The sequence below is a fragment of the Mesomycoplasma conjunctivae genome (genome assembly GCF_000026765.1).
Classification (GTDB): domain Bacteria; phylum Bacillota_I; class Bacilli_A; order Mycoplasmatales; family Metamycoplasmataceae; genus Mesomycoplasma; species Mesomycoplasma conjunctivae.
Genome location: NC_012806.1, coordinates 275,722 through 298,212, shown reverse-complemented (window position 1 = coordinate 298,212; position 22,491 = coordinate 275,722). Strand labels below are relative to the sequence as shown.

Below are 22,491 nucleotides of genomic sequence, written 5' to 3'. Positions count from 1 at the left end.
TTGTTGTTTTCAATTAAGTATATTTAATAATATTAACAGCAGTTGATCTTTTTAAAAATGGAATTTGTCATAGATAGTTAAGAGAAACTGTTGCAAAATCAATAACAGCTCCAGGTTTAATTTCAGCTTCATAGGTACTTTTATTAAATGATCATACTCCATTGCTTGGATCATCTAGTTTTGTATCAAAATATGGCGTAATTCCAATTCCAGCAAAGTAAAGACGCTCACCTAATTTTGGTCGCTGATCAATTGGAATAGCAGCTGATTTTAAGTTAAATGTTACTGATTTATCAGTATAGTTAAAATCGCTATCCAAATTAATTCCATCACCACTTGCTTTTGGAATAAAATAAGTGTCACCTGCTTCATTGATAAAAATTGCATAGCCAACAGTTGGCGTAATTGAACGCAGTCTTTTGTCAGAATCATAATAGAAATAAACCTTAAAATCACCGGTTTCAGAATTATAAACACTATTTTGAATCCCAAATTGTGGCTCACGTATTAGGTTAGGCGCCCCTGCTCTAGTTCTTCATTCTTGATCAGTATCAACTGGCGGATAAGTAGCAGCACGACCAATGAAAGTGTTGACTCTATGACTATTTCTAACTGGAGTATTTGGGGCAAAGGCAGCTCCTTGGTTTATCCTATCTAAAACTCCAGGAGTATTAACTCATTTTGATCAAACTGAACCAAATTGATACATAGTTTGGAAAGTATTTCAAACATCTGGAGCATCTTGAGCAAAAAGCATTGGAATATCATTAATTTTTCAGTTTGCAAAATCAAGTTGAATAATTTTGGCAGCTAAATTTTTACCTTCACTATCAGCACCTGTTAAATTAAATCAGATTTTTTTATATAAAGTTGAATCTCCATTATTTACTAGTTGACCATTGCTAATATCAACTTTGGAGACATCCATGAGGCGAATAAACAAATCAGACTCTGGTGCTAAATCTTGAAATTGAACTCCATCGCGGTATTTAAAATCAAAACGGTACTCACTACCATTACCTATAAACTCTCCATTTGTAACAAAAGCTGAAGGTCGAATATTAGCAATTTGTTTAGCCAATGTATTTCTATCACCTCTTAAAGTTTGTTCGGAAAAAACTGGTTCATAATTTTGAGCTGGAATATTACTTTTTAGTCCAATACCTTTTAGGTTAAGAAGTGATTTTTTTCACTTAAATTTAACATTATATTTGGTTTGTCTTTCTGTAGAATAATTCCCACTAGTAGAAGTAGTAAGAACTCCTCTTTGATTGATAGCCTGACCGATATTAGCAATTCGCTCTTGATTATTTCTGTAAGGACCACTTGATGAAATACCTGCTCTATATCTATCAGCAAATAGATTTTTTGCTTGATTATAATCTTGTTTAGTAACTGATATCTGATCAAAAGGATCATAAACGGTCAGCTCAATGGCATAGTCATTAGCCCCATAAATAAAGCCAGAAACTTTAGTAACCTGAGTGTATTTTTTGGCACTTAGCATCAATTCTTGATTATTGGCATTCATTTTCTCTATATTAGACCTATCAGTCGAACTTTTTGCAAAATTAGTATAATAAGGAAACTCAATACCAAATTTAAGTTGATTTTCGCCATTCCTATTGTTTTTGACGTTTCACTGACGGGCATCACCGACGATATCAACACTTAAAGTTCGCTCAGCGACATTATTAGTACCAAATTGTAGTCTTGGATTTTCAAATCGAACTCGACTATTTCTTGTTGCTTCCAACTCGCTGTCATCAAGTTTATACAAATGATATTTTATACTATTTAAATCTGCTTCATTAACAAGCGCTAGCGGATCATCAAATACAACCTTAATGGTAGCCCGATAATCTCGCTCACCACCGCCGACATTGGTGGTATCACCAATAGATACCGATTTAATCGTCGGTGCTAAAAGCTTGGTACTAAATTGTTTGAGTGTATCAGCAGAGGTTGGTGTAAGAATTGAAGAAAATTCATAAGTAGGTGGCTGGTTTACATTATGAATAGGGCTTCAGCCATCAATTTCTGCCCCTGTTACTTGATAAATATTAGAGTTTAACAAGTGGGTTGTAGTAGTATTTGCTCCAGTATAAGATTTTACCACAGGAATATCAAATTCGGCAAAAAGTTGGCGATCTTGACCAGATCCTTTTTCTTGCACGACTGCAACAGTGTCAAGAAGATGTTCATTTTTATCTTGACCACGAGTGTTTTTATATTTGAGCTTAACTTGTCTTCCTTGTAAATAGTGGTCATCAACGGGATTGAAAAATAGTTTAACTTTGGTAGAATTTTCAGTGTTGCTTTTTTCATCAAATTCGACTTTTTGAATAGTAAAGTGCTCTGCGCTTGTAAAGTGTTGCTTCACAGCGTTGAAATCAATTGGAAATTCTTTTCCATCCACAAAGATTTTTTTGACAGTGTAGCCGCTCAGCGGTATGAGACCATTAGCGGGAATCTCGACTGTCAATTGGTTGTTAGTGGTTGATCCACCAGTGGTTCCTACTGTTGTAGCTGTTCCATAGTAGACTCTATCACCGGTTTGCTCAAGCTCGATGCCCACAGTTTTGTTGTTTAGCTCAGCTGTATCACCAGTGATTTGTAGCAAGAAGGTCAGCTCTCTTGGTCGAGCAGCATTTTTGAGTGCAATAGTTTTAACATTTCCTGGTGTTCAGAAGGATTTTAGTGGCATTAACTCTTGCCCACTTGTATTATTATAAGCATTAGTAGCAAATTGCACAGTTGTGCCACTCTGACCAACAATTTCAACATTGTTAATTGTATATTGGTGTCCCGCTTTGAGTGCTGGAGCAGCATCAGCTAAGTTAAATTCAACAGAAGGTCCTTTATTATCATTGTTGACTCTAGCAATAATGCTAATGGGCGCAGCAGCAGGTTGACCACCCGTTGCATCCGGGGTGTCATCCATAAGGGTTATTTTTAAATCTTTTTGGACTAAAAAGTTGTCAATGATGCCAAAGTCGAACTTAATTTTTCCACTGACACTGTTTGGTTTATTGTTCTCTTGAGTTGTCTTTAATCCAATATGTTCAATATTGAGCACTTGCGCGCTTGCAGCTGTTGTGCTAAAAAATAATTGATCACTATTGGAAAAAGATCTACTGTAGTCAACACCACCGATGCTTGCCCGCAATACCCGATAGGTAGTCAACTTCTCTAAATTAGATAGTGAAAAACTGATAGTTTTTTGAGTAGTATTATAAGTAGCTAGCGAAGTTGCCACTACTGGATTTTGTTTTTTACCTAAAGGATCGATTTTTATAAATTCAACAAAACCACTAGTTGCTTTTGGATGACTTCCTTTGTCACTAAAGGTCACCGTTAGTGTGCCTGAGGTATCTGTATTTTGAGCTCCCATAGTTGAGGTAAACTCAGCTCTAACCAATTGTGCTTTAGTGTGGAAGTAGTATTGGTTGTCTTCTTGAATTTTATCTCTGATGCTATCAGGCTGCAAACTAGATAAATCAGCTGCTTGGCTCTGATTTTCCTCGACAAGCTTAATTTTTAAATTAGTGCTGTGGCCAGCGACAATATCGGGCACCCCTATGACTTCAACGGCGTCAATTTTATAAGTGCTCGCCGGTGCTAATTGCTTGAGATTAAAAGTGGCAATATTGTTGACCACAGTGACTGGCTTGCTCTCTAAATCGACTCTAGTAAGTGCCAAACCATCGACAGTGCTGTATTTGAGCTTAACTTGGAGAGCATTTCTTGTCAGAAAAGCATCAGGGTCGTCAAAGCGCACAGTTACACTAGCGTTGTTATCATCAGTGACATTATTATAACTAACATCAACGATTTTAGTTTGCCTTCCGGGGGTACTAAAATGGGTTTTTAATGCATCAGTTGGTGCTGGATTAGTCAATGTACCATCTACATAACGGGAGATGCCAATATTGTCATTGTTATAAGCACTATAGTCAATGTTGTACAGTGAGGCTTTTTCTAAAGAGTCAACATCATAGCTAACTTTTCAGAAATTAGTTGCTCCTTGGCCAACTTGTACAGCACCCACTTGCTCAACAGCACTTGCCTTTGCACTAGTAAAGCTTTTGGTTGTCAAGTTCGAAAGTGCAATTTCAAATTTGTCTTGTTTATTTTCTAAATTCTCATTAGATAAATAATAAACAAAGATTTTTGCACTGACTTTATCAAGGCGCTCTTGGGTTTTTACCTCATAAGCAATTGCCGAAATTGGCAAGGTGGAAAAAGTTTTATCACCCTGATTTTTAATAGCTGCAAAGCGAGTTGTAATGGCAGTGTTGTTTAATTCTACCATATTATTTCGATTTCTATCAAGAAGTTCTACATTTTTTATTTCGTAGCTAATTCCATCAATTAAGCTAGAGCCAGCATTTGTCAAATTAAGTGCGCGAGTGCCACTTGGATCTTGTGAATAAGTGTTGGTCTCTGCATCATAGTTATTAGTCCCACTAATGTTGAAATTGGTGATGTTAACTGGAGCTGCATTCCCACTTAATTTAAAGCTTGCACTGGCATCATTTTTAATCACAGATTCCGCATTTGCGCCATCGACCTCAGATGTTAAAATTGTACCATAATCTTGACCATTTAATTTTGCTTGATAACTAATTTTTACTTTTTTACCAACTAAAAATTGGCTAGCTTGATCGGCAAATTTAACCCTTGCAACAGCAGTTTTGCTGGTCGCATCATATTTGGTTTCAATAGAATCGACATCAATTACATTTGGAGTAGTATAAAAGACACGATCAATGTTTTGCACACTTTGATCAAATTCTAAGAGGTTATCACCAGTGGCAGCAGCGCCATTATTAATAACAATATGATCTAAGAAATAACGGTTGAGATCTTTAAGAGCTGAAATTGTAAAGGCAGTTTGACCTGAGTCGGCAGCGGGCATTGCAATAGATTGTTGTTGCTGTTGAATCCCTGTTTCCAAATCGGTGTAGTAAAGGGTAACAGCTCGACCAATTAAGTCAGCATTTTCAATTTTAAGTTGAAATTGAGCTGTTTGAGAAGCTAAATTCTCTTTTGTAATTTGAGTAATAAATCCTTTAGTTTTAAAGGTTTTATTACCATTTATATTATTTAATGAAATGTTTGGATTAAGAGTCTGCTTTGGATAAGTAATTTTTCCAAGACCATTTTGCTCTTCAATAAAGTCTAATCTGCTAACATCGAATTTGTTTCCAAGATCAAGCGCAGTAGAGTTTTCCTCTTTATCAATGGTGAATTCCAAACTTCCATCTTCGGCGATAACAGCTTCATAATTTTGACTAACAGCTCTTTTATTTTTTGATTTACCAACGGTGTTAACTTCATTGTTTTCAAAAGTGAGTCTTACTTTATTTTTAGGTAAAAATCAATCTTTTTGCACATCAAAATTAAAGCGAATAATTGCTTGATTTCTTTCTTTGTCAATTTGTTGGAAAGAGCTCACTGAAACACTGTTTGCAGTAGTGCGGAATTTTTTGTCATTTTCAGTTAATTTTCTTTGAAAACCAACACTTTTGCCATCAATTAGTAAATCACTAATTTGGTATTCATCAAATTTTTCAAGATCTGTCGCACTAAAAGTAAAAGTGCGATTGTCTGAGCCTAAATTCTCAGCAGTCTTATTAATATTTAATAGTTGCCCAGTTCGTTTATTTTCTAATATTAAAGTAGCAGTAGTGATATTCTTATAAGCACCTTGCGGATCGGCAACGGTGATTACCATATTATTGCTTGCATTATCACTTTGAGTTCCTTTATTAATAGCAGAAATTAATGAAGGTGTATAAAAGTCTTTTTGTTTATTAGCATTTGTGTTAATGGTAGACTCAAAATTAACAGCGATTGGATTAGCTTGAATGCCTCCAGCAGTATTTTTTGACTTAGATAACTGTAGTCCATTTGCATCGCCTTTATCAACAAGCTCGACACCAGTAATTTGATAAGTTTGTGATTGCTCAAGGCTAGCTAAATCAAAAATTGCTTTGAAATTTTTGATCTCAACTTCGCCAGAAGTTTGTTCAACTCCATTTGGTGTCCCACCTGGCGCCTTTTTATATTTTAGCTTAGCTTTAAATTTGTTGTTTAAAATTCCATCAAAACTGTTGTTAAAACTAATGGTAACTTTAGCACCATCTTGACCAGTGGCTTGTTTTGCAATATTGATAACTTCGACAGTATTTATCGGAGTAACAAAGTTTTTTTGATTCTCATCAAAGTTTTTTTGGAGATCAAGGCGGTGAATACCCACTTTTCTGTTGATAGTAATGGATTCAAAAACATATTTTTGTAATTTAACTAAATTAGTAAGATTAAATGTTGCTTCATTGTTACTAATTGTTGCTGTTGCTTGATAAATTTGGCCAGTGTCTTGATTAGTATAAACAATGGTAGCCATCTTACCATTAAATTTGATATCTTCATTGGTGGTGTTTTCATTTTGGAATCTAACTTTTATGCTAGTAGAATTTTGCATTAAGCCTTCAGTGGTAATAGATTGGACTACACCATCAGTGGAAAACTTAATGCTTTCTTGATTATTACTAATATCTTGGAAATTGGTTTCAGGACTAGTATAACCGGGAGTAGTTGGATAATGATTAACTACCTCAAAATCTGGCATTAAATTGGCTTGATTTTGATGAGTTGCCTTTAAAGTTTTGGCAGACAAGTTAACAAGGGAAATACCACTAATTTTAAAATTAGTCCCTTCATCAAGTCTTTGTAAATTAAACTTAGCTTCAAATTTACCATCAACTTTCTTAATATTTGTGGTGTTTTCGATGACGGAATTGCTTTGACCAGCATTATTTTCTTTTTGAACATTAATTGTAACACTTTTACCGTCTAGATAAAAATCTTTGAAAGTATCAAAGCTAATTTTGACATCAACTGAGTTTTTTGTAACATTTGAATAAGTAATATCGGCAACTTGGATATCTTCAACTGTGGTGTTAAATTGTTTTTGATTATTTGCAACTTCTGAAAACTGGACAGCAGGATCTTGATTGTTATAAATATCGATACTTTGAATTTCAAAGTCAGTATATTTATCTAAATTAGATAAGCTAAATGTTGCAGATTTGTTAGTAACAACTGCAGTGCTGGTAAAAATTCCATTATTACGTGTATTTTTATAAGTAAGTGTTGCAGTTTTAGTGCCATTTTGGCCATCTCTAGTAAAGTAATCTTCATCATCTTTAAAGGTGGCTTTTACTGTAATAGAGTTTTGGGCAACATTAGAATACTCAATTTTTTCAACTTCACCTTTGGTAAAAAACTCTTTTGTATTATCAGCGTCAGTAATTTTTGGACTGTAGTTAAATCCAACATCTTTTGGCGGAATAACAAGACCTTTTTGCTTTTTCTCATCGGTAGTGGTTAGAGCTTCAATTTTAGTAATTTTATACTTTTGACCAGCAATTGCTTTGCTATCAAAAACAAAATCAGCGGTGAGCTCATCATCAACGGTCGCCTCAGCGGTGAGCGATTCTGCGCTAGGATTGTTCTCAGGTGAAAGGGTCACCTTAATTTTATCACCAATTAAATAAGCATCTTTTGTTGGATCAAAAGCAATTGTTGCCCCGATGCTGCTTGTAGTCTTGCTGGTTTGTTCGACTTTTATCACCGTTGCAGTAGTTGCAACTGTTGAAAAGTCTTTAGAGCTGTCTTGAATATTTGCATTAAAAGGAATATTTTGTTGATCAATGGTCAGCGCTTCAATGTGATAGTGAGATAATTTTTCTAAACCTTTAATATCAAAGCTTACCTGGTTTTTAGTTTGATCAAAAGTTCCGTTTGCTTCTTGAACAAGACCAGTTTCTTTATTACGGAAAACTAATTTAATATTATTAGCTTTTGTTTGATAATTAGGATTTTTTAAGCTAAGGCCAATATTAATTTTAACAGATTCTTCTTTATTTTCTTCTTGGCTGATACTCTCCACACTTGGTTCGGTGTAGAAAACATCGCTTTTATTTTGAATATCATCTAAATTAAATTTAATTTTTGCAAATTCAGCTTGGTCTTCTTGTGAGGTAGTACTATTCTCACTTGCCCCTTTATAAACAAGACCAACAACTTGATATTTGCTTCCAGGATCGAGGCTGTCTAACTTCACTCGTAGACTAGAGTGCTCGACAGTCGCTTCGCCAAGCTCGAGTTCCTGACCATCATTTTTCTTGATTTTAAGAGCAAATTTTTGGCCATCTAGATAAGCATCAGTGTCGGGATTAAAGCGAATTTCGACGGTGGCACTATTTTGACTAACGGCAAAAAAGTCACTTGTTAAAACCTTTGCATTGGCAAAAGTAGTGCGGAAATGTTTGTTGAGTGCGACAATGTTGTCGCCACTAAAAAGTGGATTTAATTTACCAAAAATTAAATCACCAATGTAGTAATCAGTACGCCGATCAAGCTTGTCAAGCTCAAATTCTAAACTAAATCCGCTCGCATCTTTTTGTAATGAATTTCCATTAAAATCAATAGTTTTGGAAAAAGAGACCACCCCTGGTGCACTCCCATAAGCAAGGGCCACCTTGTCAACTTGATTTGCTCATTGCTCACTAGCGCTTAAAATGTGCAGCTTAACTTTAGCACTAGTTTCTTTGATGTCGCTAAAGCTGATCTCATCAACTCGAGCTTTTGTATAAAATTCATTTTCTTTTAGTTTAAAAGGTCCACTTGGAGTTGGATCATAGAGCAATTTTACCAAAATGTCTGGTTGGTCAACAAGCTCGAGGCCTTCAATGATATATTTTTGACCGAAGTTAAATTGCTCAATATCAACACTTATTGAGTTTCCAAGAGCAATGGCGGCCTCACTATATAATTTAGTGGGAGAGCCTTCTTGACGGTAGACAAAACGGAGTGCTTTATTATTTAAATAAGCACTTGTCTCATCAAAGCCGGCATTGATGACGACTTTATTGGCACTAACTGCGGGGATAGTTTTTAAAAATGCCGAAAGATCACTAATTCCAGAGTGGAAATTGCGCTTTTCTACTCTTGGATTATCAAGCGGCAATGATCAAGCAATTTGCCGATAATCATTGCCAATATTGTTGGCAAAAATCGAATTTTGTGGTAATTGGCTCAAATAAAGACGATCAATGGTGTAGTCTTTATCGTTAACTAGTCCAGAGACGTCGAAGCTGGCTTGGTATAAATTATCTTTGAGGTGTACCAAATTAGCTTTGAGCGCTTTGGCTGAAACTGGGTTGATTGCCAAATTGACCTCAGAGCCCAAAACGTGGTCAACAGAGGCAATTGTAACATTGATTTGTGCTTCAGTAGCACCAATTTTTGACTCAAGATCAACAATGCCATTTTGAGTATGAAATTCTTTGAGGGCATTTGGAGCAAAATTAATATTTGCACCACTAACATTGGCACTAATAATTTGATAACTGGAGCCCAAATCAATTTTATTTTTGCCATTAATTGTCAAATTATAAGTTGCTACATTGTTTTCTAAATGAGTAACAACAGAGTGAATTTCATTGGTGAGCAAATTTTTATATTTGAGCTCAACAAGACGCCCATTTAATTTGGAGAGCAGTGGTAAAGGATTAAAATTGACAACAATTTTTTTCCCAAAATTGATCTCATCTGTGCTCGAAATTGAACCAATGGTCAAATCAATGGCTTGTGTCGCAAAAGCATAGTCGTGCTCCATTTTGACATCTTGCATAATTTTTGGTGCTAACTCAACTGAGGCATTGTCGGCTTCGACTAGTTTGACACCAGCGACATAATAGGCAACATCAGATGCTAAATTGTTAAGTTGAAAATCGGCATGGCCATTTTCAACTTTGGCAGCATCGACATAAGAGGTAATGATTCCCCGCTGTTGAGCTTTATCAACAGTTTTTGCATCAACATCTTTTGGTAAATAGTAGTACTCAAGAGCAACAGTTTTGCCCTCTAATGATTTAATCTCATCAGCAAAATTGATACGCACGAGAGCACTATGTTCATTAATTTTAGAAAAATTAATGTTGTTAACAGCGGCGGGAATATTAACAAAATTGCTAACATGCTCACCAAAGCCAAAATATTTTTTTGCTCCAAAACGAGAGGCATATTCACTTTGTTGTTTGATGGCAAAATAATAACGGTTTCCCGCAGAGAGTTGCTGCATATCACTAACAAAGGTATATCCATGACGAAAATCATCATAGGTAGCAATTGCTTTCCCAATTTGCTTGCTTTGTTTGCTATCACTATAAATATAGACATCAAGAGGTTGATAGTCAAGCTTATAACTATCTTGGTCACTAAAGCTAAAATCAACTTTTAATTTATCATCGCTAATTTGCGATGATAAATCGATGACTCTGTATTGCAGCGCTGATCAATTCCTTAATAAATAAGGAATGATCAGCAGTGTTCCAAAAGAGAGGCCCATGAGGCCGACAAAAACTAGGGCAAGAGCTCTTTTTTTAGTTTTTGAGATTTTTTTCATTATTTATCTCCTTTGTTAGTATTTTTTAGTTTTTTATCATTTTATTGTTTTAACAATTGAGGTGTAATATTGGTCTGGTTGATAGTAGATGGTACGCGCAACGGCATCGGGAGGGTTGTTAGTTCGGTCTTCCCCCTTAGCAAAGCGACCTCAAAATCCTAACAGAGTTAGCGGACCATCAACATGAGGGCGGTAAGGATTGCTTCCCTGGGTAAAATTATTTAAATCAAAAGTAAAATTTGTAAAGTATTGATCATTAAGAAACTGAATTTGTTGAGATGGGCTAGCAGCAGTGTTGTTTCTAGTTCCAGCAAGAAATATTTTTCCATCTCTTGCTTTAAAAGCAGCTGTTAATTGAATATAATGATTGGGTTGTAGTCCTCTACCTCTAGTCAAAAAAACTTCACTGGCGAAAGTATTTGGTCAAGCAAACTTTGCTGTTAATTGTTTGCTTCCCCGGTTATACTCAACATCATATATTCTTGCATAAATATCACGATATTGTATTGAATTAAAATCCAATTTTAGTGAACCAGATTGATTATCGTTTAGTAGACTTCCACCACCACCACCATTTTGACCTGTTGAGTAGGCATAACCGCCCTTATCACCACCAGGAATATTGTTAAAATTAATACCAACAAATCGATCATTATTACCAACAGCAATATATCTTAATGTTGAACTACTATTGTTTTGATTTGCTCTACCATCATAACCAATTTTTAAATTAATATATTTATCAAATCTTTGTCCATCAGGACTAGTTCCTAAATATAAAGGTGATCTGTCAGTTGGAGCAAACGAAATATGTGGAAAACGAGCATTTATATAATCTCTTTTTTTTAACTGTGGCAAGGCAATATCATCTTTGTGTCTATGTGGAAAAGTAAAAATACTTCTAATTGGGTTTCTACGCACAATGGTTGAGTTTCTATTTTTTGCAGTTTCAAAAAATTTGAGTTTAGTTAAATCAAAGAAAATAAATTGTTTAGCAATACTTGAATTTTTTCTAAAGTCTCTATTATCTAGATTTCTCTGTCCACCTCTTAATTCATCTTCTACATAATAGTAGAAAGTAATAAAAGCAGTATCACGACCGTAGTGTAATGAATCAGCATTACCACCTCGGTTTAAAAAATGATTGTAGTCTTCAGCGGATCAAATACGGACAAATTGTGGTTTAGTTTGATTAAACCGTTGTACTAAATTACCACCTATTGTTGATAAATTATTTTCTCTATAACCACCTAATACTCGAAAGTCATCAACATTTCTTCTTGTATATCTCTCACTAAAGGGATTTTTTAGGTTGAATTTCCCTACGTCACGGTTAGTATTAATGATTCCAGTATCAAGTAGAATATTACCATTATTAGTAGTTACATTATTACTTAAATTTACACTATGAGGTACATCTTTAAATTCAATATTTCCAGCAAAAGTTGAATAAGGTGTTAGTAAATAACGTAGATCCGTCGCAATTGGATCTGCAAAAGGATCCACCTCTTTTAAATAGTGAAGAGGATCATAAACTGCAAAGGTATAGCCGATCAACCCAGGAATGATGACATCACTATTGACAGCATCTTCAATGAGAATTTGTGGTTTGATTTGGGCAGTAATTTTATTACCTTCAGCATTTCTATCAATAACAACGGCCTCAGATTGCTGAGTGGCTAATTTGTCATTTCCGTTGCGACCACCGTGACCAACATATTTGTAGTATTTTAGAGTATTACTTGTACTTTTATCTTGACCAATGTGGAATTCCAACTCAGCGCCCATTAATCTACGAATGTCATTGGCTTTTATTTTGAATTCAAGTTTATTACCTAAAGGATCAGGAAAATATCGTAAATCAGTAACTTGATATTTTTCTCCATTTCCAAAACTAGTTTCAGTATCATCAAAGTTAAACCCAGTTTCACTTTGAGTGAATTTTTCAGTTCTGTTAGTTCCATCACTATTACGATTTCTCTCTACTACAAAACGTTTTCGCTCTTGTGCCCGAACACGAACTTTGAAATTATTATTAGGAATAACAGTTGTATCATCAAAAGCATATTCTGCATTTTTATCAAATTGAATAGTTATCTTAGTTTCAAATGCGTAATCACCATTAAAGGTACCATCATTAAGTGGAGTACTATCTCCTACTTCAATACTGGTTACCTTTGGAAGCGGAATCTGAGTTGTAAATTTGATAGTATCTTGTTTATCTCCATTTATTGTAGGAATGGTAACAGAACTACCAGCAACACTAGCTGGGCTAACCCCGCTCAAATTAGAAAGTGTTATAAAATTCCCAGTAGTAGTATTATTAATACCAACGACTGCATAAGTTGAAGAATGATCTAAACTACTATTAGATGAATTAAGAATGAATTTTAAACGCCCGTGAGCTGCATCACCATTGATATCTTGCACTTCAGCAAGAGTAGTAGCTTTTTTGACTGTGGATGTAGGATCCGGAGTTGTACCACCACCCCTTTCATCTGTTTCACGCCCAGTGGAAATTTTGGCATAATACAATTCAAATTGGTGACCTCTAGCAATTGCGACATTAAGTTTATCAAAGATAAATTCGATTTCTGCTGAATCAACTCCTGTTGCTCGTGTTGAATAACCATTAATAATTTTATTTCCATCTAAATCAGGACGATTATCAGCTTTATCATATTCAAGAGTGCTACCTGTGGTGGTAACAAATTTGTTAGCTTCTAATATTTTATTTGTACCAAAGTCATCTGAGAAACTAATGCTTGCTGAATTAGAATTGCTTGCTTTAAAGGTGGAATCATCAACTGTGAAAGACTCAACTTCATAGCGAGTATGTTTTTGGAGTTTGTTCATGCTAGTAAAGTTAAATACTCCACTAGTAGTAGTAGTAGTAGTAGTAGTAGTAGTAGTAGTAGTAGTAGTAGTAGTAAGCATTCCGGTGACTTCGACGGGTTGGGCATTCCCGACATCTTTGTTAAGACCAACAATGCTAATTGGCTTGAGTTTTAATTTGGCCATTTTGCCATTTAAAACTTGGCCACTATCGGCAAGGGTGACCATAAGATTTGCACTATTGTCGCCGATATTAGAAGCTACTATATTAGTAATCTCTGTTTTTGTAACAAATGTTGCCCGATTTCGAGTAGCATCAGTGAAATTATTTGCATCTGTGTCAATAGTGCTATTCAAATTAACTGTAACAGTTTTACCACTAATAATGGCACTCTCGACTTGATACTTAGATCCAGCTTCTAATTGTGATAAATCAAAAGTGGCTTCGATCTCGCCAGCTCGAGCTTTATCACTCATATGTTGGCTTGCTACATCAATGTCGGCTTGTTTAGAATAAACTATCAATTGTTGTTGGTTTTGCCCCTGAGAAGCACTAGCTAATTGTTTTAATTTTAGAGCAATTTGTTGATTGTGCAAATAAGCATCATCTTGAACTGCAAATTTAACTTTTAAATTTGCAGCATTATTTGTAATGTTAGAAATTTCAATGTTATTAATTGTTGCAGTTTGGGCAATAACATTGAATTTTCTTTGGAAATTGTCTCTATCACTTAATTGACCATCAAAGGGAATTTCAACACCAGAAGTTCCAATTCCGGTATTTCTAAAATTAGCTGTTTTAAAATGAGCTGCCTGAGGTGCATCCACACTTCTATCCATCCACTCAATTGCTTCAATGCTGTACTCTGAGTCTTTGATAAGGCTGTCAAGATTGAAGGTGGCCTTTGATTCAGCTCGACTAAAAGTAGCAGTTTCCTCATGAACTTGATCATCACTATAAACAGATAAAGCACCTGTGGTTTTTAATTTATATTTTAATTTAACTTGTGCATCATCATATAACAACTGGTTAACATTGTTGAAAAAAACATCAATTGTTGCTTGTTTTTCTCTAGTTGAATTAGAAAAAATAGCAGCGACTGATACCTTGGTCTTCAAGGCTGGATTATCTTGACTTTTAAATTTGAGCTCACCTTGCCCATTTTCCTGCGCCGGATTATTAACTAGACTTAATTGCTGTGGCAAGAAAATAACATTTTCAATAAATTGTTTATTAGCTTTTCTCTGGAGAATAACTTCTTTTACTTCATAGTTTTGTCCAGCAACTAAATTAGTTAAGCTAATATCAGCTTTGATATCCATACCAGCTCCCTTTGTTACATCAACAAATTGGGAGGTCAACTGTGGTACTTTATTATCTTTCGTACCATAACGAATGGCAGCTTGATAGTTGCCAATCAAAAAAGTTTGACTAGCATCAAATTTAATTTCAAATTTACCAGCGTGGACATTGTTATCATTATTTAAGACAACAATGTCTTGCAGTGAAGCATTTTCAACTTTGGTGTTGAAAATGTCATGGTTGGTGCTGCGAGGAAACTCAGATGAGAAAGCAATTGGTATTTCGTTAGCACCACCCGGATCAGTTATCGCAAGTGATTCTAATTTATAAAAACTACCTCTTTCAAGCCTAGTAACAATAGCTTCAATAATACCATTTAATATAGTTGTGGTGTTACTAAATTCTTGCTCGACATCTAACTGATTTTTATTAGTGATATCACTAATTTTTTTATACTTAATTTTTACATTTTTATTATCATAGTCAGTTTGACCAGTATTTTCTAACTTAAAGCGCAGCAGCGCTGAATCTTGAGAAGAAATAAAATTAAGATCAGCGAGCGTTGGCGTAGTTGTTCAAGAGCGTCTGTCGATATTGGCAGCATCCCCACCGACGCTAATTTTTAAATCATTGTCAACAGATGTAGTATTTGTTTTTGATAAATCGATTAAACTGTTTTTGGAACCTTCATCTAAATCTTGTAAATCAAATTCATAATAGAAACGACCATGTGAATCACTAGTTGGATTAACAGCACTTTTAGACACCTTAAAAGCCCCACCTTTAGATGAGCGATAACGAAGATAAAGCCGCTCACTTCTATCTAACAAGAATTTGTCATCAAAGTTGAAAAATACCTTAACTTTTGCTCTCTTTTCTGATAAAATACTAGACTCTACATGAGTTACTAGTGCACTAGTAGCTAAAGTAGTAAATTCTTTGGTGATGGAGGCAACTTTAGTTGAATCATCTTGGATTGTGTAGTCTTGATCAGGTTGTGCAGACGGCTGAATCTCCATCGGGTTTTTGAGACCACCGATGAGCTCAATGCTCACAATTTCATAAGCGGTATCTTTTCTGAGCCCTTCAATATTAACTAGTGCTTTGGCATTTGGCCCCTCAGCAAAAAGCGTTGTTGTTAGACTACCTTGTTCACTTTTTAAAGTTGAAGCTAAAGTTGATCTAACTTGCCGACTACCTGATGCTCTTTTAGTACGATAGTCAATTTTTACTTGCCGACCTACAAAACTGGCAAATCGATCAGCTAATTGAAGCTCAAAGCTTCCGCTTTTATCGCCAGTACCTTGTGCTCTAGCCGCAATAATTTGTGGCTGCGTTGTAAAGCTTCTTGCTGAAATATTTAGATTTTCAGCAAATTCTACTTTGACTCTTTTAGCAGTCGAGCTAAGTGGATATTCAAAGGTAAGGCCATCAACGCTATATTTGGCAGGCTCTAAATTGGTCAAATCAAATTCGACAATTTTTTGTCCTTTGTCGTCTTTGACTTTAGCCTCACTTGAAGTGATGGTGCGCCCATCAGCAGCACTATAATTTAATCTTAGGTTAGTAAAATTGTCTAGATAAAGCTTATCAGCATCATCAAAAGTGAATTTAACTTTGGCAGTTGTGCTACTAATTTGTTGGACAACAAAATCGTTGACTTTAACACTAGTTGGCTGAACTTGGAATTTGTTTTGGTTTTTATTAGTAATGCTTTGCTCAAAAGGAATCTCTTTTGGATTATTAGGTTGAGCTTCTTCATGAACTAAAACAGTACCAGTATTTTTTTCTTTAATAGATTTTATGATATACTTTCCGTATTTAGTAAGAGAGTCTAACTTAATGCTTCCTTGCCCGTTTGTTACTTGAATTTCAACAGTTTGATCTTGAGCACCTGAATTCTCTGAAGCATCTTGAGCATAAGTGAGCACTAAGGTTTTGGCCTGCCCACCATTTTTAAAAGTATCACCTTGATCTTTTAATCTAATGGAAATAGTTTGTGCAGTTTGCTCACCAACGACAGCTGAGCTGCGAATTTCAGCAATTGAAGCTAGTGTAGCAAAAGTTCTTGTTGTGCTTGAATCAAATGTATAAGCAATTGGATAAGGACCAACGGATGTATTAGCAGCTTGCTTAAATTGCTCTGGATCTTGAGTAGTATTATCTTTGATGCCAATGATACTATACAAGCTTCCTGGAGCTAAGCTACTAATATCAGCTTCAAATTTGACATCAGTTGAATCACTATCTTCATCACCTGACATTTTTCTTAGCTCAATTTCTTGAGCTTGACTATTACCACCGATGCCACGATAAACTAATTTTAAATTATTTTCATATTTATTATTAGCTAAGAAGAAGTCTCCTTTGGACTTATCAAAACTAAAGGTGAGCTTTGCTTTATTTAATGATTTGTCACCTTGTTGCACCTCAGTAATTGTGGCACTCTCAGGGATGACGTGGAAAGAGCGGTTGACATCAGAGATGCTCTTTGCAAAATTAAATAGGTAGTCATTTCCGTTTTTAATTTGCATATCTGTTGTTAATTTAGTATTATCACTAGTTAAATCAACGGAGACACCAAGAATTTTATAGTAAGCATTTTTATCGAGATTGCTCAAGCTGATGCTAAAACTGTTTCCGGAAATGTTTGCAGTTACCGTTTGAACATTACCATTTAAAGTAATAGTTTGATCTGCTTGATTCGTTGGATTAGCGATTTCAAAATCAGTTTTCTCAGCTGTCTTTTCTTTTGGAAGCTTCTCATAGTAAACTTTGACACTTTTGCCTTCAAAAGAATTATTTTGTCCAGCGAGGGGATCTTTAATATTAAAAGTTGCAGTATAACTAGTTTCACTATTTTGTACAAATTCAATATCACTAATTTGTGGCTTGGTTGCAAAGAAGGCTTTCTGGCTAATGTTAGCTTGATAACTAATCTTAGTTAAAGGATGGAATTCTTCATTTGCAGCAGGCGCTGGTGCGGGTGCTCCTCCACTATTTTGTTGAACATTTGTAATGCTTTCAATAGTATAATAAGTAGCTGGTTCTAATTTTGGACTAGTTCCATTAAATTCTAAATTAATTTTAGCTTCACTTCCATTTGTACTAGTTACTTGCCCTGTTGCCTCGACATTGTTACCACCACTAATTGGTTTAAAGACAAATTTAAAATAACGATCTTTTAAAAACTCTTTATCCCTTTCATCAAATTGAACTTCAATTGTTGCTTTAGTATCACTTGAGTTATAACTAATAGATTTAATACTAGTTGATTCAGCAATTAATTTTAATGTGCTAGTTACACTTGTATCAGTGCTGGTTTTTAATTCAGTGAATTGGGTGGCTTGTGGATCTGGTGCTACCGCATCTGCATATTCAACTTTTTCAATTTCATATGTAGCAGCTTTATCAAGACCGGTTAGATCAATAACGGCGATTCCGTTATTGATGGTAACGGTGTCATTTGTTGTTGATGAACCTGCTGGTGTCGGAGATGTTTTTTTATAAGTAACTCTAACTTTTCGACCGTTAAGTGAGCCAGCTTTATCATTAAAGTTAATAGTAATTTTTCCACTATTTTCAGAAGCTGAAGCAGAATTTATAGAGCTAAGTGTTGGAGTTGGTACTAAGAATCTTTTATCAAAGCCAGCTTTGCTTCCTGGAGTATTATCAAAGATAAATTTGAAATCATCAGAGAGATTGATTTGCTTTTTATCTGGTGTCTGATTAAATTCTAATTTGGTCAATTGGTAACGGTTACCACTGGTAAGATCAGTTAAATCAAATTCAACTGTACCATCATTTTGAACCATTCCAGTTGCACTTTTTTCCGCTTGACTTGGTTCGCTATTATCTTTATAAGTTAATTTGAGCATTTGATTTTTTAAATATTGCTTATCTGCATCATCAAAAGTGAATTTAACTTTTGCACTATTTTTTGTAATAGAACTTTGCTCAATTTTATTAACGGTTGCAGTTTGAACATTAGTAGTAAATTTATTACTAAAACCAGGTTCTAATTTAAATCTTAAATCCCTTTTAATACCTTTAGCATCATTAAAACTAACATCACTAGCAAAATATTTTGTATTCTTTTTTAAATTTTGAAATGGAAAAATATATGTTGTCCCAACACTAGTAGCTGTTAGAGTATGTTGAATACCAATGTTTTCTTCTTCTCTAATAAGTAAAGTAACTTGGCGACCAACTGCATGCTTTCCTTCATCTTTCAATTTTAATTTAACAACTGCTTTTGTTTCATTATCTGTATTAAATTCATAACTTTGAATTAAAGCTTGAGTAATAATAAATTGATCTGTATAAGCAACTTGATTAGTAAATATTTTAATTGGCTCTTCGTTTTTTTCCAATCTTTCAAATCCAACAATTGCATAACGTGCACCTGCATGAAGATTTTGGGCATCAAACTCTACTTTAAAACCATTAGCATTATCTTGTTGAACAATTGCCTCTGCATTAACAGTATGATCAGTTTTTCCAGTTTGTTTTAAAGTAACTCGAATTTTTGATCCCTTTAAATAAGAGTCAACTTGACCAAATTTTGCAGTAAATCTCGCACTATTTTCGCCAATAAGGTCTTGACTAATGCTAGTAACTGAAGCAGTTTGAGGCACTGTGATGAAAAATTGGGTAGTTGGTTTTTTATAAAGAGCTTCTTCAAAAGCAATGGTGTTTGCTGAACTAGCATTCGCGGTGGATGAACCAGCACCTCCACCAGCTGCACCGGCACCTGTTGGTTTTACTACATCTTGAGTTTCTACCCTATCAAGACCAAATTGAACTCCTGCATTGTCTTTATATTTAGCAGCAGGTGCTTCATTAATTAAAACAGAGAGATTATAAATTTGGTATTCAGCTTTTTTCTCTAAATCTTTTAAATCAAAACGAATACGATTTCCTAATACTGGAGTTGAATCAGAATATTTATTAAAATCAGGTTGATTAGATTTTTTAGGATCCTCCGCACTCTCTGTAGAAGGTTCTTTTACACTATCATTACTATTTTTTAATTTATATGCCAATTGTGCTTTGGCACCTTTAAAATCACCACGAGCATCAGCTAAATAAAGCTCTGCTATTACACGGGCTTCATTGGAATTATTATAGACAATATCTTCAATTCCACTTTTAGTATAAAAAGAACGCTCATCAATTGAAATATCATTGTCAAATAAAACATTGACATCTTTTTTTGTAGAATCAGTATCAACTGCACTGTTAGAGACAACAGTTTTTTCAACAGTTGCAGAATTTAAATAGTATTTTGATCCAATTTTTAAATCTTTTAAATCAAAAATTGCAAAATTACCAGATAATTTAGCTTTTGAGCTAAGCAATTCATTATTACCTAAACGGTTATAAAAAATAGTAACTTCATCACTAGCAATTAATTTACGGCTAGGAGCATCAAAAATAACTTTTAGTTTAGCAGTTGTTAAATCATCTGCTATTTGTTGTACTCTAATGATGGTAAGTGGAGTGGAAACACTAAAAATTTTCTCAGCTGGAGATAAGTTTTTAGATACTGGTAAAATATCTTTTTCACCAAGTGATGATAAATAATTATTATTTAATTCAATTTTGGTAATTTGATAATCTTGACCTTTTTCTAAATTATCAATAGTTGTTTTAATAGTTGTGTTGTTGATAACATTGACATTTTCTTTTTTTAACTCAACACCTTCAACTTTGCCACCTTTTCCAATTTTTTGGTAAAAAATAGTCGCTGTAGTAAGCGGTGTGGCAGCATTTTTTAAAATAACACTAAGTAATACTGAAGTTTCGCCACTTTGTTGACTGAAAATATTAGAGACCACTGGTTTGGTCACAAATGATAAATCAGTTGCAGTTATATTATCAGCAAAAATTGATTCAACATTTAAAACATTTGAGCCATCTGGTTGATTAAGACCAACAGAGTCGATAACATAGGTGCTTCCGGCTTCTAAGTTAATTAATTTTCATTTTGCAACAATTTTATTGTTTTCTTCAACAATTTTGACAGCTTGTGATTTTAAATTGTTGCTAGAACCAACAATGCTGAAATAAAGAGTTGCTAAATTACCTAAAATATATTTGTCAGCTGGATCATATTCAGCTGTAATTTCAATACCATCTTCAGTTGCATTTTCTGCTTTAATAGTTGTTACACTAGCTGCATCAAAATTGGTGAGAAAATGTTTTTGTGATTCTTGAAAATTATTACTAAAGAAAATTGGCATTTGACTAAATGCATTATCAAAATCAAAATCTTGACTAAAGTTAACTTTGCTATCTTTAACTTTAGCTCCAGTAATGGTAAAATGAGAGAATCTTGGCAAATCTTGAATAAAGCTTGTAAAGTTATTACCAATTACCCGTCCTTCAACATTGAAAATTTTGTCTTTATTATTATCTGCGTAAAAAGAAAGATCAACAATTTTTTCATTTAATAAAAAGTTTTTATCAGAAAAAACAACATTAAATCTAGTATAACCATCACGAGTGGTCTTAGTTGAAATACTTGCAATTTCAGGAGCTGAAACAAAGCTAAAGTCACTAGCTTTAACATTAATTAAAACATTATCGTTATCACCAAAAATTCTTGATACAAAGAATTTTTGTCCACCTGGTAAGCCTTCTAATTTAATATTATTAATGTGATATTTACCAACTTCACCTGCTATGGTTAAATTATCAACTTGTCCAAAATGATTATTTTCTTGCTCGTCTTGTCAGTAATATTCAAGAATAACTTTTTTATTGGCTAAATCTGGATCACTACTTTCAAAATTTAAATTAAAACCTGAACGGTTTTGTCCGATAATATTTTGTGATAAATCACTAAGACGACCACTAGGTTGTGAAGTTAAAAAACTTGGATCAACTTTAGATGAAAATCCAATTGTTGATGGACTACCACCAAAATCATAACTAGCATCTATAATAGTATATTTAGTATCACGAGTTAATTTTTCTAAATTAAATGTTGCTACTTTAATATTATCATTAATATGACCTTGATTCTCATAAGATTGTAAAACAGCAGTTGCTGTTTTAATTTCATTAGAATTTTCTGCATGGTAACTAATTTGTAAACTAGCACCTTCTAAAGATTTTTGGGAATCAAAAATGGAAACAACTAAATTTGTTTTGTCTAAATCATTATTATAATCAATTTTATTAATTTGAGTTGTTGTTGAAAAATAATTAGCATTTTGATCAAAAACAAAACGATAACTCTTATATTGCGGTGCTACAATTTGAAGGCTATATAAAGAACCGCTAATTAATTTATCATTAAAACTACTAAATTCTTTGGTTTCTTTATCATAATTAATATTAGTTTTAGCAACGATTTTTTGATTTTCATCAAGATATAATAATTCTAAATCAGTTTTAGTTAAAATTTCATCAACTCTTTTATCTGTCCCTTTTAAACTAAATTTAAAGCCAGCACTATTAGCAGCAACATTGACTGCATTAAAATCTTTAACTAAAATATCTTGAGTTTTTAATAATTTTGCTAAATAAGGAGCTAAAACAACACTAGTAGCTGTAAGTGCACCACTAGCTGCTATTATTTTTTTAGCACGGTATTTTTTTTGAATAAGTTTGTTTTCATTTTGTTTTTTAGGCATTATTGTCTGTTCCTTTTTTTTAAAATGATAAAATACTAACTTACTTCTAAAAGTTAGTATTACTTAAATAGCTAAATATATGTCATTTGACTATAAAAATAAAGAAAAAATTATTTTTCTAAACATAATTATATAATATTTTATATAAAAGTACAAGAGAAATAATTGTTTTATAAAAATATAAAAAATATAAATATTACATTTTTTATATTGTAGTAGCATATTTATAA

The 22,491-nt window shown here is 33.8% G+C and carries 2 protein-coding genes; both read right to left on the bottom strand.

The features are described from left to right. Positions 1 to 13: 13 nt before the first annotated feature. A complete protein-coding gene (locus MCJ_RS01360) occupies positions 14 to 10,480 on the bottom strand; it encodes a hypothetical protein (RefSeq protein ID WP_012751496.1) in 10,467 nt (3,488 codons plus the stop codon). Between the two features lie 33 nt (positions 10,481 to 10,513). Then, positions 10,514 to 22,261, bottom strand: a complete 11,748-nt coding sequence (locus MCJ_RS01355; protein WP_012751495.1) for a DUF1410 domain-containing protein — start codon at positions 22,259 to 22,261, stop codon at positions 10,514 to 10,516. Positions 22,262 to 22,491 lie beyond the last annotated feature (230 nt).